A 13,115-nucleotide genomic window follows, 5' to 3' on the forward strand; every position below is an offset into this window, starting at 1 on the left:
GCAAGAAGCAAAAAAAAATTCTGTGCCGAATCTATTTTCGCTAATCTTTGGGAGGATTGTATAAAAAGTGTTCGGTTTTTTGCAGTCTGCTGAAGATTGGACCCTGCCTGAAAGGGCCGGCCCGCATGTGTCAAGCCTTGTAAATAGATGAAAATCTATATATCTGGGCTAACACTTTTGTACAGGTTGACTTTGCCAAACCCTGCATCTTTTGCGCATGTAGAGGTGACTTTAACAGCGCCAGTTCGTCTCAAGCTTCAACTGCCGGCAATGTTCAGGCTTTCGGTCAGCGATTGATCGAGGCCCTTTCTATATCCGCCAGCGCCCCGGGAGGACGAGTGCGTCTTGAGCAATTTCAGGATTGCTGCCTACTATTCTCTACGTGCTGGTTGTGAGCGCTCAAGGTTTTCTCGTTGTCGAAACCGGCACGGGGTGGCGTAGATGTTCCTTCGCCGGAAAAACATCGGTAAGGTAGGGGTCAGAATCCAAGACCCGCGAGGAGTAGTGATGAGCGAGGCGTTGTCCATCCACCATGACCAGGCTGGTCATCAGTTCGAGACCAATGTGGACGGTCATCGTGCCTACCTGACGTATATGGACCTCGGGAAACAGACCTTGGACATCTATCGGACTTTCGTGCCCAACGCACTGCGAGGCCGTGGTATTGCGGCCGCATTGACCGAGGAAGCCTTGAAGTTTGCCGAAGAGGCCGGCTACACGGTGATCCCGTCATGCTCTTACGTCGAACGCTACATGGAGCGCCACCAGCGCCATGCCGCCAAGCTGTAAGGCGTGAACAGCAGCATGAAAAACGCCGGGCTTAGCCCGGCGTTTTTGTGTGCGCAGATCAGGATCAGGTACGTTTGCGTAGGGGCAATACGTCCTTGAGCTTGGCGTGCATGCTGCGCAGGGTGGTCTCGGTGGTCGACCAGTCGATGCAGGCATCGGTGATCGACACGCCATACTGCAAATCGGCCAGGTTTTTTGGAATCGCCTGGCAGCCCCAGTTCAGGTGGCTCTCGACCATCAGGCCGATGATCGACTGGTTGCCTTCCAGGATCTGGTTGGCGACGTTTTCCATCACCAGCGGCTGCAGGGCCGGGTCCTTGTTGGAGTTGGCGTGGCTGCAGTCGACCATGATGTTCGGCTTGATCTTGGCCTTGTTCAGCGCCTGTTCGCACAGCGCAACGCTGACGGAGTCATAGTTGGGCTTGCCGTTGCCGCCGCGCAATACCACGTGACCGTAGGCATTGCCCTTGGTGGTGACGATGGACACGCCGCCTTCCTGGTTGATACCCAGGAAGCGATGAGGGCTGGAGACTGATTGCAGCGCGTTGATCGCCACGGTCAGGCCGCCGTCGGTGCCGTTCTTGAAGCCCACGGCCGAGGACAAGCCCGACGCCATTTCGCGGTGGGTTTGCGATTCGGTGGTGCGCGCGCCGATGGCCGACCAACTGATCAGGTCCTGCAGGTACTGCGGGGAGATCGGGTCGAGGGCTTCGGTGGCGGTGGGCAGGCCCATTTCGGCCAGGTCCAGCAGCAGCTTGCGACCGATGTGCAAGCCGTCCTGGATCTTGAACGAGTCGTCCAGGTACGGGTCGTTGATCAGGCCCTTCCAGCCCACGGTGGTGCGCGGCTTCTCGAAATAGACGCGCATGACCAGATACAAGGTGTCGGACACTTCTTCGGCCAGCGCCTTGAGGCGCTCGGCGTATTCGTGGGCCGCCTTGAGGTCGTGGATCGAGCACGGCCCGATTACCACGAAGAGGCGGTGGTCGGTACCGTCGAGAATGTCACGAATGACTTCGCGACCCTTGGTGACGGTCTGCAGTGCAGCGTCGCTCAGGGGGATTTCGCGCTTGAGCTGATCGGGCGTGATCAGGGTCTCGTTGGATTCGACGTTCAGGTCGTTGATCGGTAAATCAGCCATCGTGTTACTCGTCAGGGTCACGGGTGCCGGCCGCCAGCCATTCCCGTGCGGCGGAGCACAGCATGATTTGAATGCAGGGGGGAGGAACCTTAGCGCGTAATACCGGCCCGCGACAATGGGCAAAGCCCGCTTTAATCCAGCGCTGGCGCCACAAACGCCTCATGGGAGAACTCACCGGCATGCCGCGCCACCCACTCGCGGGCCATGGTTTCGAACTGCGCGGGCGTCGACTCGGCGTCTTCGTGCTGGCGGCAGTAACGCTCTATCCGGCATGCTTGCTCACCCATGCGTGCGCCGAACAACGCATGTTCATCGGTGAACGAGATGCCGACACGATAGCCGTTTTCCACCTTGCGGCACCATGCCACATAGCCCGGATAGCGGGCCCCGGCGCCCAGGGATGGGATATGCAGATCAACCGCCGTACCTTGGCGCCAGGCACGCGGGCAATTGCAGGCGATGCCGCCCAGGCCGATAGTGTGCAGGCGTTGGCGGGGAATGGGAGGGGAGGGACGTTGGATCAATAGGGCAGCGACATCATCAGGATGAGGTAAAAAACGACCCATGTACACGGACTCCGAGCACCGTCCAGTCGACGGCGGTGGCAGCAGTATAGTGAAGGAACAGGCATTGACCGACCTGGATATTGACCAGCAACTGCTGGGATTACCAGGCATTTCGCTCGTGGTGTTCACCAGCGTGGGCTGTTCCAGTTGCCGTTGGGCGCATCAGCAACTACCGAGCTGGCATTTGCCGGTGGATCGGCTGTGCTGGGTGGATGCCGGGCACAACGGCGGTGCGGTGGAACGCTATCAGGTCTTTCATTTGCCGGCGTTGTTCGTGGTGTGCGAGGGTCAATTCCTTGGGCAAATACAGACACGCCTTACGCCTTCCGACCTTACCGACGCTATTCATCAAGCGCTTACCCGTACTCCAGAGGATTTGCCATGACAGCATTGTCGCCACGCATTGGCATTATCGGCACCGGCGCCATCGGTGGTTTCTACGGCCTGATGCTGGCGCGTGCCGGCTTCGACGTGCATTTCCTGTTGCGCAGCGAATATGCAGCGGTCAGTGAGCGCGGCCTGCGCGTCAACAGTCGCGTGCATGGCACTTTGCATCTGAACCCGGTGCAGGCCTACGCCCGCGCGGCCGACATGCCACCGTGCGACTGGCTGCTGGTGGGCACCAAATCCACGGGCAATGTCGACCTGGCCCCGACCATCGCCCAGGTCGCGGCGCCCGACGCCAAGGTGGTGTTGCTGCAAAATGGTCTCGACGTCGAAGACAGCCTGCGTGAACACCTGCCGGCGTCCCTGCATCTGCTCGGCGGGCTGTGCTATATCGGCGTACACCGTTCTGCCCCCGGCGTCGTCGAGCATCAGGCGTTGGGGCGGGTCAACCTGGGTTATCACAGCGGCACCGCCGCCAACGACGAAGCGCGCCAGAAGGCGATTGTCGAAGCGGGCGCCGCGTTGTTTCATCAGGCCGGCATCGAGTCCCAGGCCATGGCCAACGTACACCAGGCGCGCTGGCACAAGCTGGTGTGGAACGTGCCTTACAACGGTCTCTCCGTACTGTTGGGCTGCGGCACCACAGCGATGATGGCGGATGAGTCCAGCCGCGAACTGATCCAGGCGCTGATGGCCGAAGTGGTGAAGGGCGCCCACGCCTGTGGCCACGACATCCCGGCCAGCTATGCCGAGCAGATGTTTGCCATGACCGAAACCATGGACGACTACCTGCCCAGCATGTACCACGACCATATCCATAAACGCCCGCTGGAACTGGCGGCGATCTACGCCCGCCCACTCGCCGCCGCCAAGGCCGCCGGCTGCGAGTTGCCGCGAATGCAGGCGTTGTATCAGGCCTTGAGTTTTATTGATCGGCATAACCGCTGATTGGGGGGAACCACCATGGCAAAGGGATTGGGCGACAAGCTGGTACTGGCGATTTCATCGCGGGCGCTGTTCGACTTGAGTGACAGCCACAAGGTCTACCTGGCCCAAGGCGTGGAGGCCTACCGCAAATACCAGATCGAGCACGAAGAAGAAACGCTCGAACCGGGCGATGCCTTCCCGCTGGTCAAGAAGCTGCTGAGCCTCAACGCCAGCCTGGGCCGGGCCCGGGTCGAGGTGGTGCTGGTATCGCGCAACAGTGCTGACACCGGCCTGCGCGTGTTTAATTCGATCCAGCATTACGGCCTGGACATTTCCCGCGCCGCTTTCGTAGGAGGGCGTAGTCCATATCCTTATTTGGCGGCGTTTGGGTGCCATCTGTTCCTTTCGACCCATGCTGAAGATGTGCGCAGTGCGCTCGATGCCGGGTTTGCTGCCGCGACGATTCTGTCAGGCGGCGCGCGCAGGGCATCGAGCGAGGAACTGCGGATCGCATTTGATGGCGATGCGGTGTTGTTTTCCGACGAATCGGAGCGCGTTTATCAACTGGGTGGGCTGGAAGCGTTCCAGGCCAGCGAGCGCGAATCGGCACGCCAGCCGTTGCATGGCGGCCCTTTCAAGGGCTTCCTCGCGGCGCTTAACTTGTTGCAGCGTGAGTTCCCGGACGAGGCATGCCCGATTCGCACCGCGCTGGTCACGGCGCGGTCGGCGCCGTCCCACGAGCGGGTGATTCGCACCTTGCGCGAGTGGGATATCCGCCTGGACGAGTCGTTGTTCCTCGGCGGCCTGGAAAAATCCGCGTTCCTGGAGGCGTTTGCCGCCGATGTTTTTTTCGATGACCAGGCTGGCCATTGCGAGAAAGCCAGGGAGGTGGTGGCCACCGGGCATGTGCCCCATGGCATCAGTAATGAGGTGAAGATTCAGACGTCGAGCTAAGTCAGTCAAACTCCCCGAGGCGCTGCTAAGCTCATTCAATCTCCGCCATCCTGGCTGTCCAGGAGGTTTTATGATCCGGTCGATGCTGTATGCCACGGACCTCGGTCTGTATGCGCCTTATGTGATGCAACATGCGCTGGCGCTGGCGCGAACGTTCAAGGCTGAGCTGTCGGTGGTTCATGTGGTCGAACCCATGGGCCTGTTCGCCGAATCGGTGTTGCAGAGCTACCTTGATGAAAAGGCCCTGAACGAATGGCAGAGCCAGGGCCTGAATACGGTGATGGCGACGATCGAGCAGCGGGTGCTCGACAGTTTTCGCGAGGAACTGGGGGACGGCGCGCAAGACTTGCAATTGATCCACTCGGTGCGGGTGATCCAGGGTGACCCGTGCGAGGTGATTCTCGACCAACTGCGTAAACTTTCCGTGGATCTGTTGATCGTAGGCAGTCACAGCCACGCAACTGCCGCGGCCACCCCCCTTGGGCGCACCGCTGCACGGGTGTTGCAGCTGTCTCCGGTGCCGGTTTACCTGGTGCCGTCGTTACAACGTCAACGCAGTGATGACGTGTGAAGGGAAAGGGTAGATAAAAAGTTCTAGATTTATCTGTCTAACCTTTAATATAGTTATATACCGTCGCTGATACCCGTGGCGTCTATCTGCTTTGAGGGACACATATGAAGCTTCAACAACTGCGCTACATCTGGGAAGTGGCGCACCACGATCTCAACGTTTCCGCTACCGCTCAAAGCCTCTACACCTCGCAACCGGGTATCAGCAAGCAGATCCGCCTGCTCGAAGACGAGCTGGGTGTCGAAGTGTTCGCCCGCAGCGGCAAGCACCTGACCCGCGTCACCCCGGCCGGTGAACGCATCATCACCACCGCCGGCGAGATCCTGCGCAAAGTCGAGAGCATCAAGCAGATCGCCCAGGAATTCTCCAACGAGAAGAAGGGCACCCTGTCGATCGCCACCACCCACACCCAGGCCCGCTATGCGTTGCCGCCGGTGATCCGCGACTTCATCAAGCAATACCCGGATGTGGCCCTGCACATGCACCAGGGTTCGCCGATGCAGATCGCTGAAATGGCTGCCGACGGCACCGTCGACTTCGCGATTGCGACTGAGGCCCTGGAGTTATTCGGCGACCTGGTGATGATGCCGTGCTATCGCTGGAACCGTTGTGTGGTGGTGCCCCAAGGTCACCCACTGGCCAAGCTGCCGAAGCTGACCCTGGAAGCCCTGGCGGAATACCCGATCGTGACTTATGTGTTCGGTTTTACCGGCCGCTCCAAGCTCGACGAAGCCTTCAGCCATCGTGGTCTCACACCGAAAGTGGTGTTCACCGCAGCCGACGCCGACGTGATCAAGACTTACGTTCGCCTGGGCCTGGGCGTGGGAATCGTCGCCAAGATGGCGGTCGACACCCAACTCGATAAAGACTTGGTCGTGCTCGACGCCAGCGAGTTGTTCGAGTCCAGTGTGACCAAGATCGGTTTCCGTCGCGGCACGTTCCTGCGTGGTTTCATGTGCGACTTCATCGAGAAATTCGCCCCGCACCTGACGCGCGAAGTCATGGCCAAGGCGATCCAGTGCCACAACAAGCAGGAACTGGAAGAGTTGTTCGACGGCGTAGAACTGCCCGTCCACTGAGTGGTTTATTTGGCCTCGGTAACCGTAAAGTGTTGCCGGGCGCCCGCCACTAGAATCTCCACCTCATCACCGTCGAACTTGCCCAGCAGGCTGTTGCCCAGGGGCGAGCGCGGGGTGATGACGGTGACCGGTTGCCCCACCACCTCCACTTTCAAGCCCGCAGCATCCGGCGCCAGGAACAACCATTGCTGGCGACCGTTTTCGTCTTCCAGGCCTACTAGCGCGCCGACTTCTATGCCCCGTTGCGCATCGTATGCACGCAGTTGCAGTTGCAGGTTCTGGCACAGCGTCAGTGACTGCTTGATTTCCTCCACCCGCTTGGCTTGCCCGGCCGCCAGGTAAGACGCTTCCAGCCCGAGGGTGTCGTATTTGTTTTCCGCGATGTTTTCTTCGTGGGTCGCGGTTTCGTAGGCGGTTTGCGCGGCGCGTTGGGCGATGTCGAGGTCGACGCTGAGTTTTTCCAGGATCAACTGGAGGACGGCGTGTTTATTCATGGTTGGGTTTGATCATTCGCAAAATTGCAGGACATTCGCCCGGCTCTTTTCATTGGGCGCGTTCTGGTCCTGTTGCAGCCAGAACTGGCATTTGGGGTTGGACAGGTTGCGCGCGTTGTTGCGGGCCTGATCCAGGGTTTGCTGTTGTTCCTGCTTGCGCAGGTTCTCTTGATACTGCTCAAACATGCGGTTCGGCGGTTCCGGTGCAACCGGCGTGGGTTTGCCGAGTTGTTGAACGGCCTGGGCGACGGGCGCCAGGCTTTGCGGGAACAGATAGCGAGACGCCAGCCAGGTGGTCAGCGCAATGGCGATAAACCCCAGCCACACGCCCAGGGCGATGGCGAGACAGAGCTTGAACAGCGACAGCGGGCGGTCAGACATGGCGGTCTCCTGGCAGGCATTTACGACGTGGCGGCGATTGTCGCACAGCCACCGTGCAGAATAATCGCGATCAAGCCTTCTGCATCGGGGCATTTATGCGGACAATCGAGCCTTTGAGCGTTGGAGCCCGGAATGAAAGCCCGCTGGGATATTTTTTGCAGCGTCGTCGACAACTACGGCGACATTGGCGTGACTTGGCGCCTGGCCCGGCAATTGGTGGTGGAGCACGCTTGTGACGTGCGTTTGTGGGTCGATGACCTGCGGGCCTTCGAGCGCATGTGCCCGCAGATTGATGTGCAACGGGAGCAGCAATGGCAAGAGGGCGTCGACGTGCGCCATTGGCCGGCGCAGTGGTCGGCCACGCCATCGGCGGATGTGGTGATCGCCGCGTTTGCCTGCCAGTTGCCGCCTGAGTACATGGAGGCGATGGCCGCGTGCGAGCGTGCGCCGTTGTGGATGAACCTGGACTACCTGAGTGCCGAAGACTGGGTGGTGGGGTGTCATCGCCTGCCGTCGGTGAAGTTCAAGGGCGTGCAGAAGTACTTCTTTTTCCCCGGCTTTCGGTCGGGCACCGGTGGCCTGTTGCGTGAGGCGGGGTTGCTGCAACAGCGCCAGGCGTTTCAACAGGATGCGCGCGCACAGCAACAATTCCTGCAAAGCCTGGGCGTATTTCCCGCAGCCGGTGCGCGGTTGATGTCGCTGTTCGCCTACGAAAATGCCGCGCTTGCCGGTTGGCTGGACGTGTTGGCGACGGACGGGCGCGCCACTCATCTGCTGGTGCCGGAAGGGCGCATCCTCGGCGACATGCAGCGCTGGCTCGGCGTGGATCGGCTGGCGGCTGGCGATATACACCGGCGCGACGGCCTCACCGTGCAGGTGCTGCCGTTCGTGCGCCAGGAGCAATATGACCGCCTGCTGTGGTGTTGCGAGTTCAACGCCGTGCGCGGCGAAGACTCGTTCGTGCGCGCCCAATGGGCCGGGCGCCCGTTGCTGTGGCACATCTATCGCCAGGACGAAGACATCCATCTGGACAAGCTCGACGCCTTTCTGGAGCTGTACACCGCAGCCCTCTCGCCGGCGGCAAAAGCCGCAGTGGTGGCGCTTTGGCAGGCCTGGAACACCGAGGGCGATATGGCCCAGCCGTGGAAAAAGCTGCTGGAACACTGGCCGGAAGTGGCTGCACACGCCGAAACATGGTGTCTGGAACAGGCCTTGCAGGCGGATCTTGCGACGGCGCTGGTACAGTTTTATGAAAGTTGGATATGATACGCGACCTTGATTTTTGTAAACCCCATCCAAATTTCGGATATCTGCAATGAAAACTGGTAAAGAACTGAAACCCGGTATGGTAATCCGTATCGACAACGACCCTTGGTTGGTTCAGAAAGCTGAGTTCACCAAGTCGGGCCGTAACAGCGCGATCATGAAGACCAAGCTGAAAAACCTGCTGACTGGTTACAAGACCGAAACCGTTTACAGCGCCGATGACAAGCTGGACGACGTGATCCTCGACCGTAAAGAAGCGACCCTGTCCTTCATCAGCGGCGACGCTTATACGTTCATGGACACCACTGACTACACCATGTACGAGCTGAACGCTGAAGATATCGAAGCCGTTCTGCCGTTCGTTGAAGAAGGTATGGACGACGTCTGCGAAGCTATTTTCTTCGAAGACCGCCTGGTTTCCGTAGAGCTGCCGACCACTATCGTGCGTAAGGTTGCCTACACCGAAGGTTCCGCTCGCGGCGACACTTCGGGCAAAGTCATGAAGCCTGCCAAGCTGGCTAACGGTACCGAACTGCAAGTGGCCGATTTCATCGAAATCGACGACATGATCGAGATCGACACCCGTGAAGGTGGTTCGTACAAAGGTCGCGCCAAGAAGTAATTCTGGCCCCTCCGATACGAAAAAAAGCCCGACCTTGAGTCGGGCTTTTTCGTGGGCGTTTAGTTGTCACTTCAGGTGTGGCTTCAGCATCATCAGCAGTACGGGTCAGACGGTGACGTGCAGACGCACATCGACGTTGCCACGGGTGGCGTTTGAGTACGGGCAGACTTGGTGGGCGGCGTCGACCAGGCTTTGCGCATCATCCTGGGCCAGGCCCGGCAGGCTGATATGCAGGTCGATATCCAGACCGAAGCCGCCGGGGATTTGACCGATGCCGACATGGGCAGTGATCGACGCATCATCCGGGATTTTGCGTTTGGTCTGGCTGGCGACGAATTTCAGTGCGCCGATAAAGCAGGCCGAGTAGCCGGCGGCGAACAGTTGTTCCGGGTTAGTGGCCTGACCGCCAGCGCCGCCGAGTTCCTTGGGGGTGGAGAGTTTGACGTCGAGGATGTTGTCGTTGGAAACGGCACGACCATCACGGCCGCCGGTGGCGGTGGCTACTGCGGTATAGAGCGTTTGCATGGTGTTGTCCTCTTGGTGTTTTGCGCTAAATGTTTGCGCGCTAAGTAGTTGGTGAGATGAATGTATAGCGCAAATGTTTAGTGCGCAAGATAAATTTCAGGATTTTTTCGTAAGGGCGCCTCAAAACCACCTGTGGGAGGGGATTGCCCCCTCCGCAGGTATTGGGCTTGGGTGTGTTTAGACCGCGCCTTGCAGATTGCCCCGCAACGCAATCAAATCAGCTTGCAGCTTGCGCAGTTGCTCCAGCTCCAGGCCGCTGGCGCCGAGGATGCACTGAGGAATGCCCTTGGCCTTGTCTTGCAAGGCACGGCCGGTGTCGGTCAATTCCACCACCACCACGCGTTCATCTTCGCGGCTGCGCGTGCGGCTGAGCAGGCCTTCGGCTTCCAGGCGCTTGAGCAGGGGGGTCAGGGAGCCCGGGTCGGTCAGCAGGCGGCTGCTGATTTCGCCGACGGTCAAGCCATCCTCTTCCCACAGCACCATCATGGCCAGGTACTGCGGATAGGTCAGGCCCAAGGCTTGCAGCAGCGGTTTGTAGACCTTGGTCATCAGCAATGAGGTGGAGTGCAGGGCGAAGCACAGCTGGTTATCCAGCAACAGGGATTGGCAAGGATCGGGATTTTTGCTCATGGCGCGGCCTCAAAAAAACGTGTCTGGCTGGAATCTAGCGGGCAAGTCTTTAATGCGCCAGATAATTCTGTGCGAGTGGTCAGACCAAGCCGCTTTGCAGTGCCAGGTCCCAGGGCGGCACCGGGCTGAAGCGCGATTTCAGGTATTCGAGCAACAAGCGACTGCGTGCGTTCGGCTGTTGTTCCAGGCGCAGTGCGTAGATGCCGGTGGTTTCCGGGCTGGGCAGGCCGTTTTCGCAAAACAGCGGCAAGAGTTCGCCGCGGACCAGGTATTCACTGGCCAGCCAGGTGGGTAGGTGCGCGATGCCGAGCCCGGCCAGGGCGCCGGAGAGCAGGGCTTCGGCGTTGTTGGCGCTCATGCGGATGCGTTGCGGGCGATAGGTGGCGCGGCGCCCGTCCAGTTCGAAGCGCCAGGCGAACATTGGCGCCAAGCCATCCCAGTCCAGCCCGTCGTGTTCGCTGAGGTCTCGCGGATGGGTCGGCGTGCCACGGTTTTTCAGGTAGGCCGGGCTGGCACAGGCAATGCGCACGATACTGGCCAGCGGCGTGGCGATCAGCCGGGTGTCGACGATATGCCCGGCGCGCAGCACCAGATCGACCTTGCCCAGGTGGGCGCCCTGCATGTCCACAAAGCTATCGATCAAGTGCAGGTGTACATCCAGCCCGGGGTAGACGTTCAGGAAGTCGGCGATCACCGGCGCCAGATGCCGTCGACCGAACGCCGCCGGTGCATCCACGCGAATCAGGCCCTCCGGCGCATGGCTCAACGACACCGCTTCCGCCCGCGCCAATTGCAACTCGGTGACGATGCGCCGCGCCCGCTCGGCGAACGCCAGGCCGGCCGGTGTCGGCAGCACCGCATGGGTGCTGCGCTGGAACAAGCGGCTGCCCACCGAGCTTTCCAGGCTGTCGATGCGTCGGGCCACGGCCGAAGGTGTCAGCGGATGGCGACGTGCGGCGGCGGAAAAACTGCCGGTTTCCAGTACATCGAGAAACAGGCTGAGTTGATCGGTCAGAATATTCGGGTTCATCGGTCGATGCTTATGCGAGATTGGCACAGCCATTGTGCGTTGCTGTGCGTATCCGCGCCAGAGCGGACTGCGTAGCATGCAAGGCTTGGGATGGTGGAGTAATGCGTGGTGTTGGATTTAGCGATGTACCTGGTATTAGGCGCGGCATTGGGCACGGTGGGCGGCCTGTTCGGCATTGGCGGCGGGTTGATTGCCATCCCGGTGCTCGGCGTGCTGTTCGGCCTCGATCAGCAGATCGCCCAAGGCACCGCGCTGGTGATGGTGGTGCCCAACGTGATGCTCGCGCTGTGGCGTTATCACCAGCGCAATCGCATTGAACTGCGCCACGCGCTGCCGCTGGGGGTGATGGGTTTCAGCTTTGCCTGGCTCGGCTCGATCTGGGCCGTGGGCCTGGATGCCGGCGCGATGCGCATCGGCTTTATTGCTTTTCTGGTGGCACTGTCGGCCTACAACCTGTTGCGCATGTTTACCCGCAATGCGCCGCCGACGGCACAGATGCGCCATGCCTGGCCGTGGCTCGGCGTGTTGGGCGCGGTCTCCGGCTCCATGGGCGGTTTGTTCGGTGTCGGTGGTGCGGTGGTCGCCACGCCGGTGCTGACCAGCGTGTTCGGCACCACCCAGGTGGTGGCCCAAGGCTTGTCCCTGGCCTTGGCGTTGCCCAGCACCGGGGTGACCCTCGTCACCTACGCCTGGCACCACGAGGTGGACTGGATGATCGGCATCCCCCTGGCGGTCGGCGGCCTGCTCAGCATCAGTTGGGGGGTGAAAGTCGCCCACGCCCTGCCGGAGCGCCTGTTGCGCGGTTTGTTCTGCGGTTTCCTGGTGGTGTGCGCGGTGATGCTGACGTTTAAAGTTTGAAGCCTTCGATGATGTACTCCGCCAGGCAGTCGGTGATGGGCGACGTCATCAGCGGGTTACGCAACAAGCGCAGATTCATCGACGGCAAGGGTGGGAAACCATCGTCGCTGCCGAGCACGCGCAGGTCATCGGTCACCAGGCTTTCCATGCTGACCATCGCCGCCAGGCCGGCGCTGACCACGGCCTGGATCGCCGCGCCGTTGGAACTGTTGTAGGCCAGGCGATAATTGCGCCCGGCGGTGTCCAGTGCGGTACGGGCCCACTGGTTGTAAAGGCAGTCGGCGCCAGGCAACGCCAGCGGCACGGCGTCGTGTTCGTCCACGCAGAAGCACGGCGCCGCCGCCCACACGATGCGCTCGGTGCGCAACAACTCGCCGATATCATTGCCGGGCTCGCGGCTGATTACCGTCAACGCGAGGTCCCGCCGTTGCATCAGCACCGTTGACGCCTCGCAGTGCATCTCGATCTGGATCAGCGGGTACGCCTTGGAAAACTGTTTCAGAATTCCCGGTAGGAAGCGCATCACATAGTCGTCCGGGGTGCCAATGCGCACCAGCCCGACCATATGCGGTTCGCGCAAGGTATTGAACACCTCGCTGTGCAGTTTCAGGATGCGCCGCGCATACCCCAGCAGCACCTGGCCCTCGGGTGTCAGCCGCACTTGCCGACCGTCGCGTTCGAACAGTTTGCGCTGCAGCACGTCTTCTTCCAGACGCTTCATCTGCATGCTCACCGCCGATTGGGTGCGGTTGACCTGCTCGCCGGCACGGGTAAACCCGCCCTGGTCGGCGATGGCGACGAAGGTGCGCAGCACGTCGGTGTCGATGCTTGGGTAGGGAGCCAACTGATCAATCTCCGAGATGTATTTCATAAGAAACATTCGTTGGATTGATCA

The 13,115-nt window shown here is 60.4% G+C and carries 17 protein-coding genes; 9 read left to right on the forward strand and 8 right to left on the reverse strand.

What is annotated here, in order from left to right:
* Positions 1 to 507: 507 nt before the first annotated feature.
* Positions 508 to 789, forward strand: a complete 282-nt coding sequence (locus U5A08_RS09005) for a GNAT family N-acetyltransferase (RefSeq protein ID WP_003189869.1) — start codon at positions 508 to 510, stop codon at positions 787 to 789.
* Positions 790 to 853: 64 nt separating this feature from the next.
* Here the strand turns inward: U5A08_RS09005 and U5A08_RS09010 are convergent, their stop codons facing one another.
* Positions 854 to 1,930, reverse strand: coding sequence for a 3-deoxy-7-phosphoheptulonate synthase (locus tag U5A08_RS09010; RefSeq protein ID WP_247401696.1), 1,077 nt, complete (start codon positions 1,928 to 1,930; stop codon positions 854 to 856).
* Positions 1,931 to 2,061: 131 nt separating this feature from the next.
* Positions 2,062 to 2,496: a PilZ domain-containing protein gene (locus U5A08_RS09015; RefSeq protein ID WP_253394304.1), complete on the reverse strand. Its 435-nt coding sequence runs from the start codon at positions 2,494 to 2,496 to the stop codon at positions 2,062 to 2,064.
* On the opposite strand from U5A08_RS09015, the gene U5A08_RS09020 reads away from it, so the two are divergent.
* The 5 genes from U5A08_RS09020 to cysB all read left to right on the forward strand — a co-directional run bounded on the left by U5A08_RS09020 (position 2,495) and on the right by cysB (position 6,414).
* Positions 2,495 to 2,881 carry a YbbN family protein gene (locus tag U5A08_RS09020; RefSeq protein ID WP_321851244.1) on the forward strand — a complete coding sequence of 129 codons (387 nt, stop codon included), beginning with the start codon at positions 2,495 to 2,497 and terminating at the stop codon, positions 2,879 to 2,881. The two genes, U5A08_RS09015 and U5A08_RS09020, sit on opposite strands and share 2 nt — an antisense overlap.
* Positions 2,878 to 3,831, forward strand: coding sequence for a putative 2-dehydropantoate 2-reductase (locus U5A08_RS09025; protein ID WP_253394308.1), 954 nt, complete (start codon positions 2,878 to 2,880; stop codon positions 3,829 to 3,831). The genes U5A08_RS09020 and U5A08_RS09025 overlap by 4 nt, the downstream gene beginning before the upstream one ends.
* Positions 3,832 to 3,846: 15 nt before the next feature.
* On the forward strand, positions 3,847 to 4,764 hold the full coding sequence (locus U5A08_RS09030; RefSeq protein WP_247401690.1) for a 5'-nucleotidase: 918 nt from the start codon (positions 3,847 to 3,849) through the stop codon (positions 4,762 to 4,764).
* 70 nt (positions 4,765 to 4,834) lie between these two features.
* Positions 4,835 to 5,335: a universal stress protein gene (locus U5A08_RS09035; RefSeq protein WP_253394310.1), complete on the forward strand. Its 501-nt coding sequence runs from the start codon at positions 4,835 to 4,837 to the stop codon at positions 5,333 to 5,335.
* Between the two features lie 104 nt (positions 5,336 to 5,439).
* Positions 5,440 to 6,414 carry an HTH-type transcriptional regulator CysB gene (cysB, locus tag U5A08_RS09040; protein WP_017849520.1) on the forward strand — a complete coding sequence of 325 codons (975 nt, stop codon included), beginning with the start codon at positions 5,440 to 5,442 and terminating at the stop codon, positions 6,412 to 6,414.
* 5 nt (positions 6,415 to 6,419) lie between these two features.
* Here cysB and U5A08_RS09045 read toward each other — a convergent pair whose 3' ends face one another.
* Together U5A08_RS09045 and U5A08_RS09050 are read right to left on the reverse strand one after the other, a co-directional pair.
* A complete protein-coding gene (locus U5A08_RS09045; RefSeq protein ID WP_253394312.1) occupies positions 6,420 to 6,908 on the reverse strand; it encodes a GreA/GreB family elongation factor in 489 nt (162 codons plus the stop codon).
* A 12-nt stretch (positions 6,909 to 6,920) separates the two neighbouring features.
* Positions 6,921 to 7,289: a hypothetical protein gene (locus tag U5A08_RS09050; RefSeq protein ID WP_276197176.1), complete on the reverse strand. Its 369-nt coding sequence runs from the start codon at positions 7,287 to 7,289 to the stop codon at positions 6,921 to 6,923.
* A gap of 132 nt (positions 7,290 to 7,421) precedes the next feature.
* Between U5A08_RS09050 and earP the strand changes: the two genes are divergently transcribed.
* Both earP and U5A08_RS09060 read left to right on the forward strand, forming a co-directional pair.
* A complete protein-coding gene (gene earP / locus U5A08_RS09055; protein WP_321851245.1) occupies positions 7,422 to 8,555 on the forward strand; it encodes an elongation factor P maturation arginine rhamnosyltransferase EarP in 1,134 nt (377 codons plus the stop codon).
* A 49-nt stretch (positions 8,556 to 8,604) separates the two neighbouring features.
* The gene (locus U5A08_RS09060) at positions 8,605 to 9,177 is read left to right on the forward strand and encodes an elongation factor P (protein ID WP_247401685.1); all 573 of its coding nucleotides are present in this window, start codon (positions 8,605 to 8,607) and stop codon (positions 9,175 to 9,177) included.
* Between the two features lie 105 nt (positions 9,178 to 9,282).
* Here the strand turns inward: U5A08_RS09060 and U5A08_RS09065 are convergent, their stop codons facing one another.
* The 3 genes from U5A08_RS09065 to U5A08_RS09075 all read right to left on the reverse strand — a co-directional run bounded on the left by U5A08_RS09065 (position 9,283) and on the right by U5A08_RS09075 (position 11,362).
* A complete protein-coding gene (locus U5A08_RS09065; protein ID WP_010211852.1) occupies positions 9,283 to 9,702 on the reverse strand; it encodes an organic hydroperoxide resistance protein in 420 nt (139 codons plus the stop codon).
* 177 nt (positions 9,703 to 9,879) lie between these two features.
* Positions 9,880 to 10,332, reverse strand: coding sequence for a MarR family winged helix-turn-helix transcriptional regulator (locus U5A08_RS09070; protein WP_321851246.1), 453 nt, complete (start codon positions 10,330 to 10,332; stop codon positions 9,880 to 9,882).
* 79 nt (positions 10,333 to 10,411) lie between these two features.
* Entirely contained in the window at positions 10,412 to 11,362 is a 951-nt protein-coding gene (locus U5A08_RS09075) for a LysR family transcriptional regulator (protein ID WP_253394318.1), read from the reverse strand.
* A gap of 108 nt (positions 11,363 to 11,470) precedes the next feature.
* On the opposite strand from U5A08_RS09075, the gene U5A08_RS09080 reads away from it, so the two are divergent.
* The gene (locus U5A08_RS09080; RefSeq protein WP_247406231.1) at positions 11,471 to 12,220 is read left to right on the forward strand and encodes a sulfite exporter TauE/SafE family protein; all 750 of its coding nucleotides are present in this window, start codon (positions 11,471 to 11,473) and stop codon (positions 12,218 to 12,220) included.
* Here U5A08_RS09080 and U5A08_RS09085 read toward each other — a convergent pair.
* Entirely contained in the window at positions 12,210 to 13,091 is an 882-nt protein-coding gene (locus U5A08_RS09085) for a LysR family transcriptional regulator (RefSeq protein WP_321851247.1), read from the reverse strand. The two genes, U5A08_RS09080 and U5A08_RS09085, sit on opposite strands and share 11 nt — an antisense overlap.
* Positions 13,092 to 13,115 lie beyond the last annotated feature (24 nt).

Source organism: Pseudomonas paraveronii (assembly GCF_963681955.1).
Lineage (GTDB): Bacteria > Pseudomonadota > Gammaproteobacteria > Pseudomonadales > Pseudomonadaceae > Aquipseudomonas > Aquipseudomonas paraveronii.

What these genes read in the sequence shown, in the direction of transcription:
- U5A08_RS09005 (WP_003189869.1), top strand. Translation starts at nt 508, where the DNA reads ATGAGCGAGGCGTTGTCCATCCACCATGACCAGGCTGGTCATCAGTTC.
- U5A08_RS09010 (WP_247401696.1), bottom strand. Translation starts at nt 1,930, where the DNA reads ATGGCTGATTTACCGATCAACGACCTGAACGTCGAATCCAACGAGACC.
- U5A08_RS09020 (WP_321851244.1), top strand. Translation starts at nt 2,495, where the DNA reads ATGTACACGGACTCCGAGCACCGTCCAGTCGACGGCGGTGGCAGCAGT.
- U5A08_RS09015 (WP_253394304.1), bottom strand. Translation starts at nt 2,496, where the DNA reads ATGGGTCGTTTTTTACCTCATCCTGATGATGTCGCTGCCCTATTGATC.
- U5A08_RS09025 (WP_253394308.1), top strand. Translation starts at nt 2,878, where the DNA reads ATGACAGCATTGTCGCCACGCATTGGCATTATCGGCACCGGCGCCATC.
- U5A08_RS09030 (WP_247401690.1), top strand. Translation starts at nt 3,847, where the DNA reads ATGGCAAAGGGATTGGGCGACAAGCTGGTACTGGCGATTTCATCGCGG.
- U5A08_RS09035 (WP_253394310.1), top strand. Translation starts at nt 4,835, where the DNA reads ATGATCCGGTCGATGCTGTATGCCACGGACCTCGGTCTGTATGCGCCT.
- cysB (WP_017849520.1), top strand. Translation starts at nt 5,440, where the DNA reads ATGAAGCTTCAACAACTGCGCTACATCTGGGAAGTGGCGCACCACGAT.
- U5A08_RS09045 (WP_253394312.1), bottom strand. Translation starts at nt 6,908, where the DNA reads ATGAATAAACACGCCGTCCTCCAGTTGATCCTGGAAAAACTCAGCGTC.
- U5A08_RS09050 (WP_276197176.1), bottom strand. Translation starts at nt 7,289, where the DNA reads ATGTCTGACCGCCCGCTGTCGCTGTTCAAGCTCTGTCTCGCCATCGCC.
- earP (WP_321851245.1), top strand. Translation starts at nt 7,422, where the DNA reads ATGAAAGCCCGCTGGGATATTTTTTGCAGCGTCGTCGACAACTACGGC.
- U5A08_RS09060 (WP_247401685.1), top strand. Translation starts at nt 8,605, where the DNA reads ATGAAAACTGGTAAAGAACTGAAACCCGGTATGGTAATCCGTATCGAC.
- U5A08_RS09065 (WP_010211852.1), bottom strand. Translation starts at nt 9,702, where the DNA reads ATGCAAACGCTCTATACCGCAGTAGCCACCGCCACCGGCGGCCGTGAT.
- U5A08_RS09070 (WP_321851246.1), bottom strand. Translation starts at nt 10,332, where the DNA reads ATGAGCAAAAATCCCGATCCTTGCCAATCCCTGTTGCTGGATAACCAG.
- U5A08_RS09075 (WP_253394318.1), bottom strand. Translation starts at nt 11,362, where the DNA reads ATGAACCCGAATATTCTGACCGATCAACTCAGCCTGTTTCTCGATGTA.
- U5A08_RS09085 (WP_321851247.1), bottom strand. Translation starts at nt 13,091, where the DNA reads ATGAAATACATCTCGGAGATTGATCAGTTGGCTCCCTACCCAAGCATC.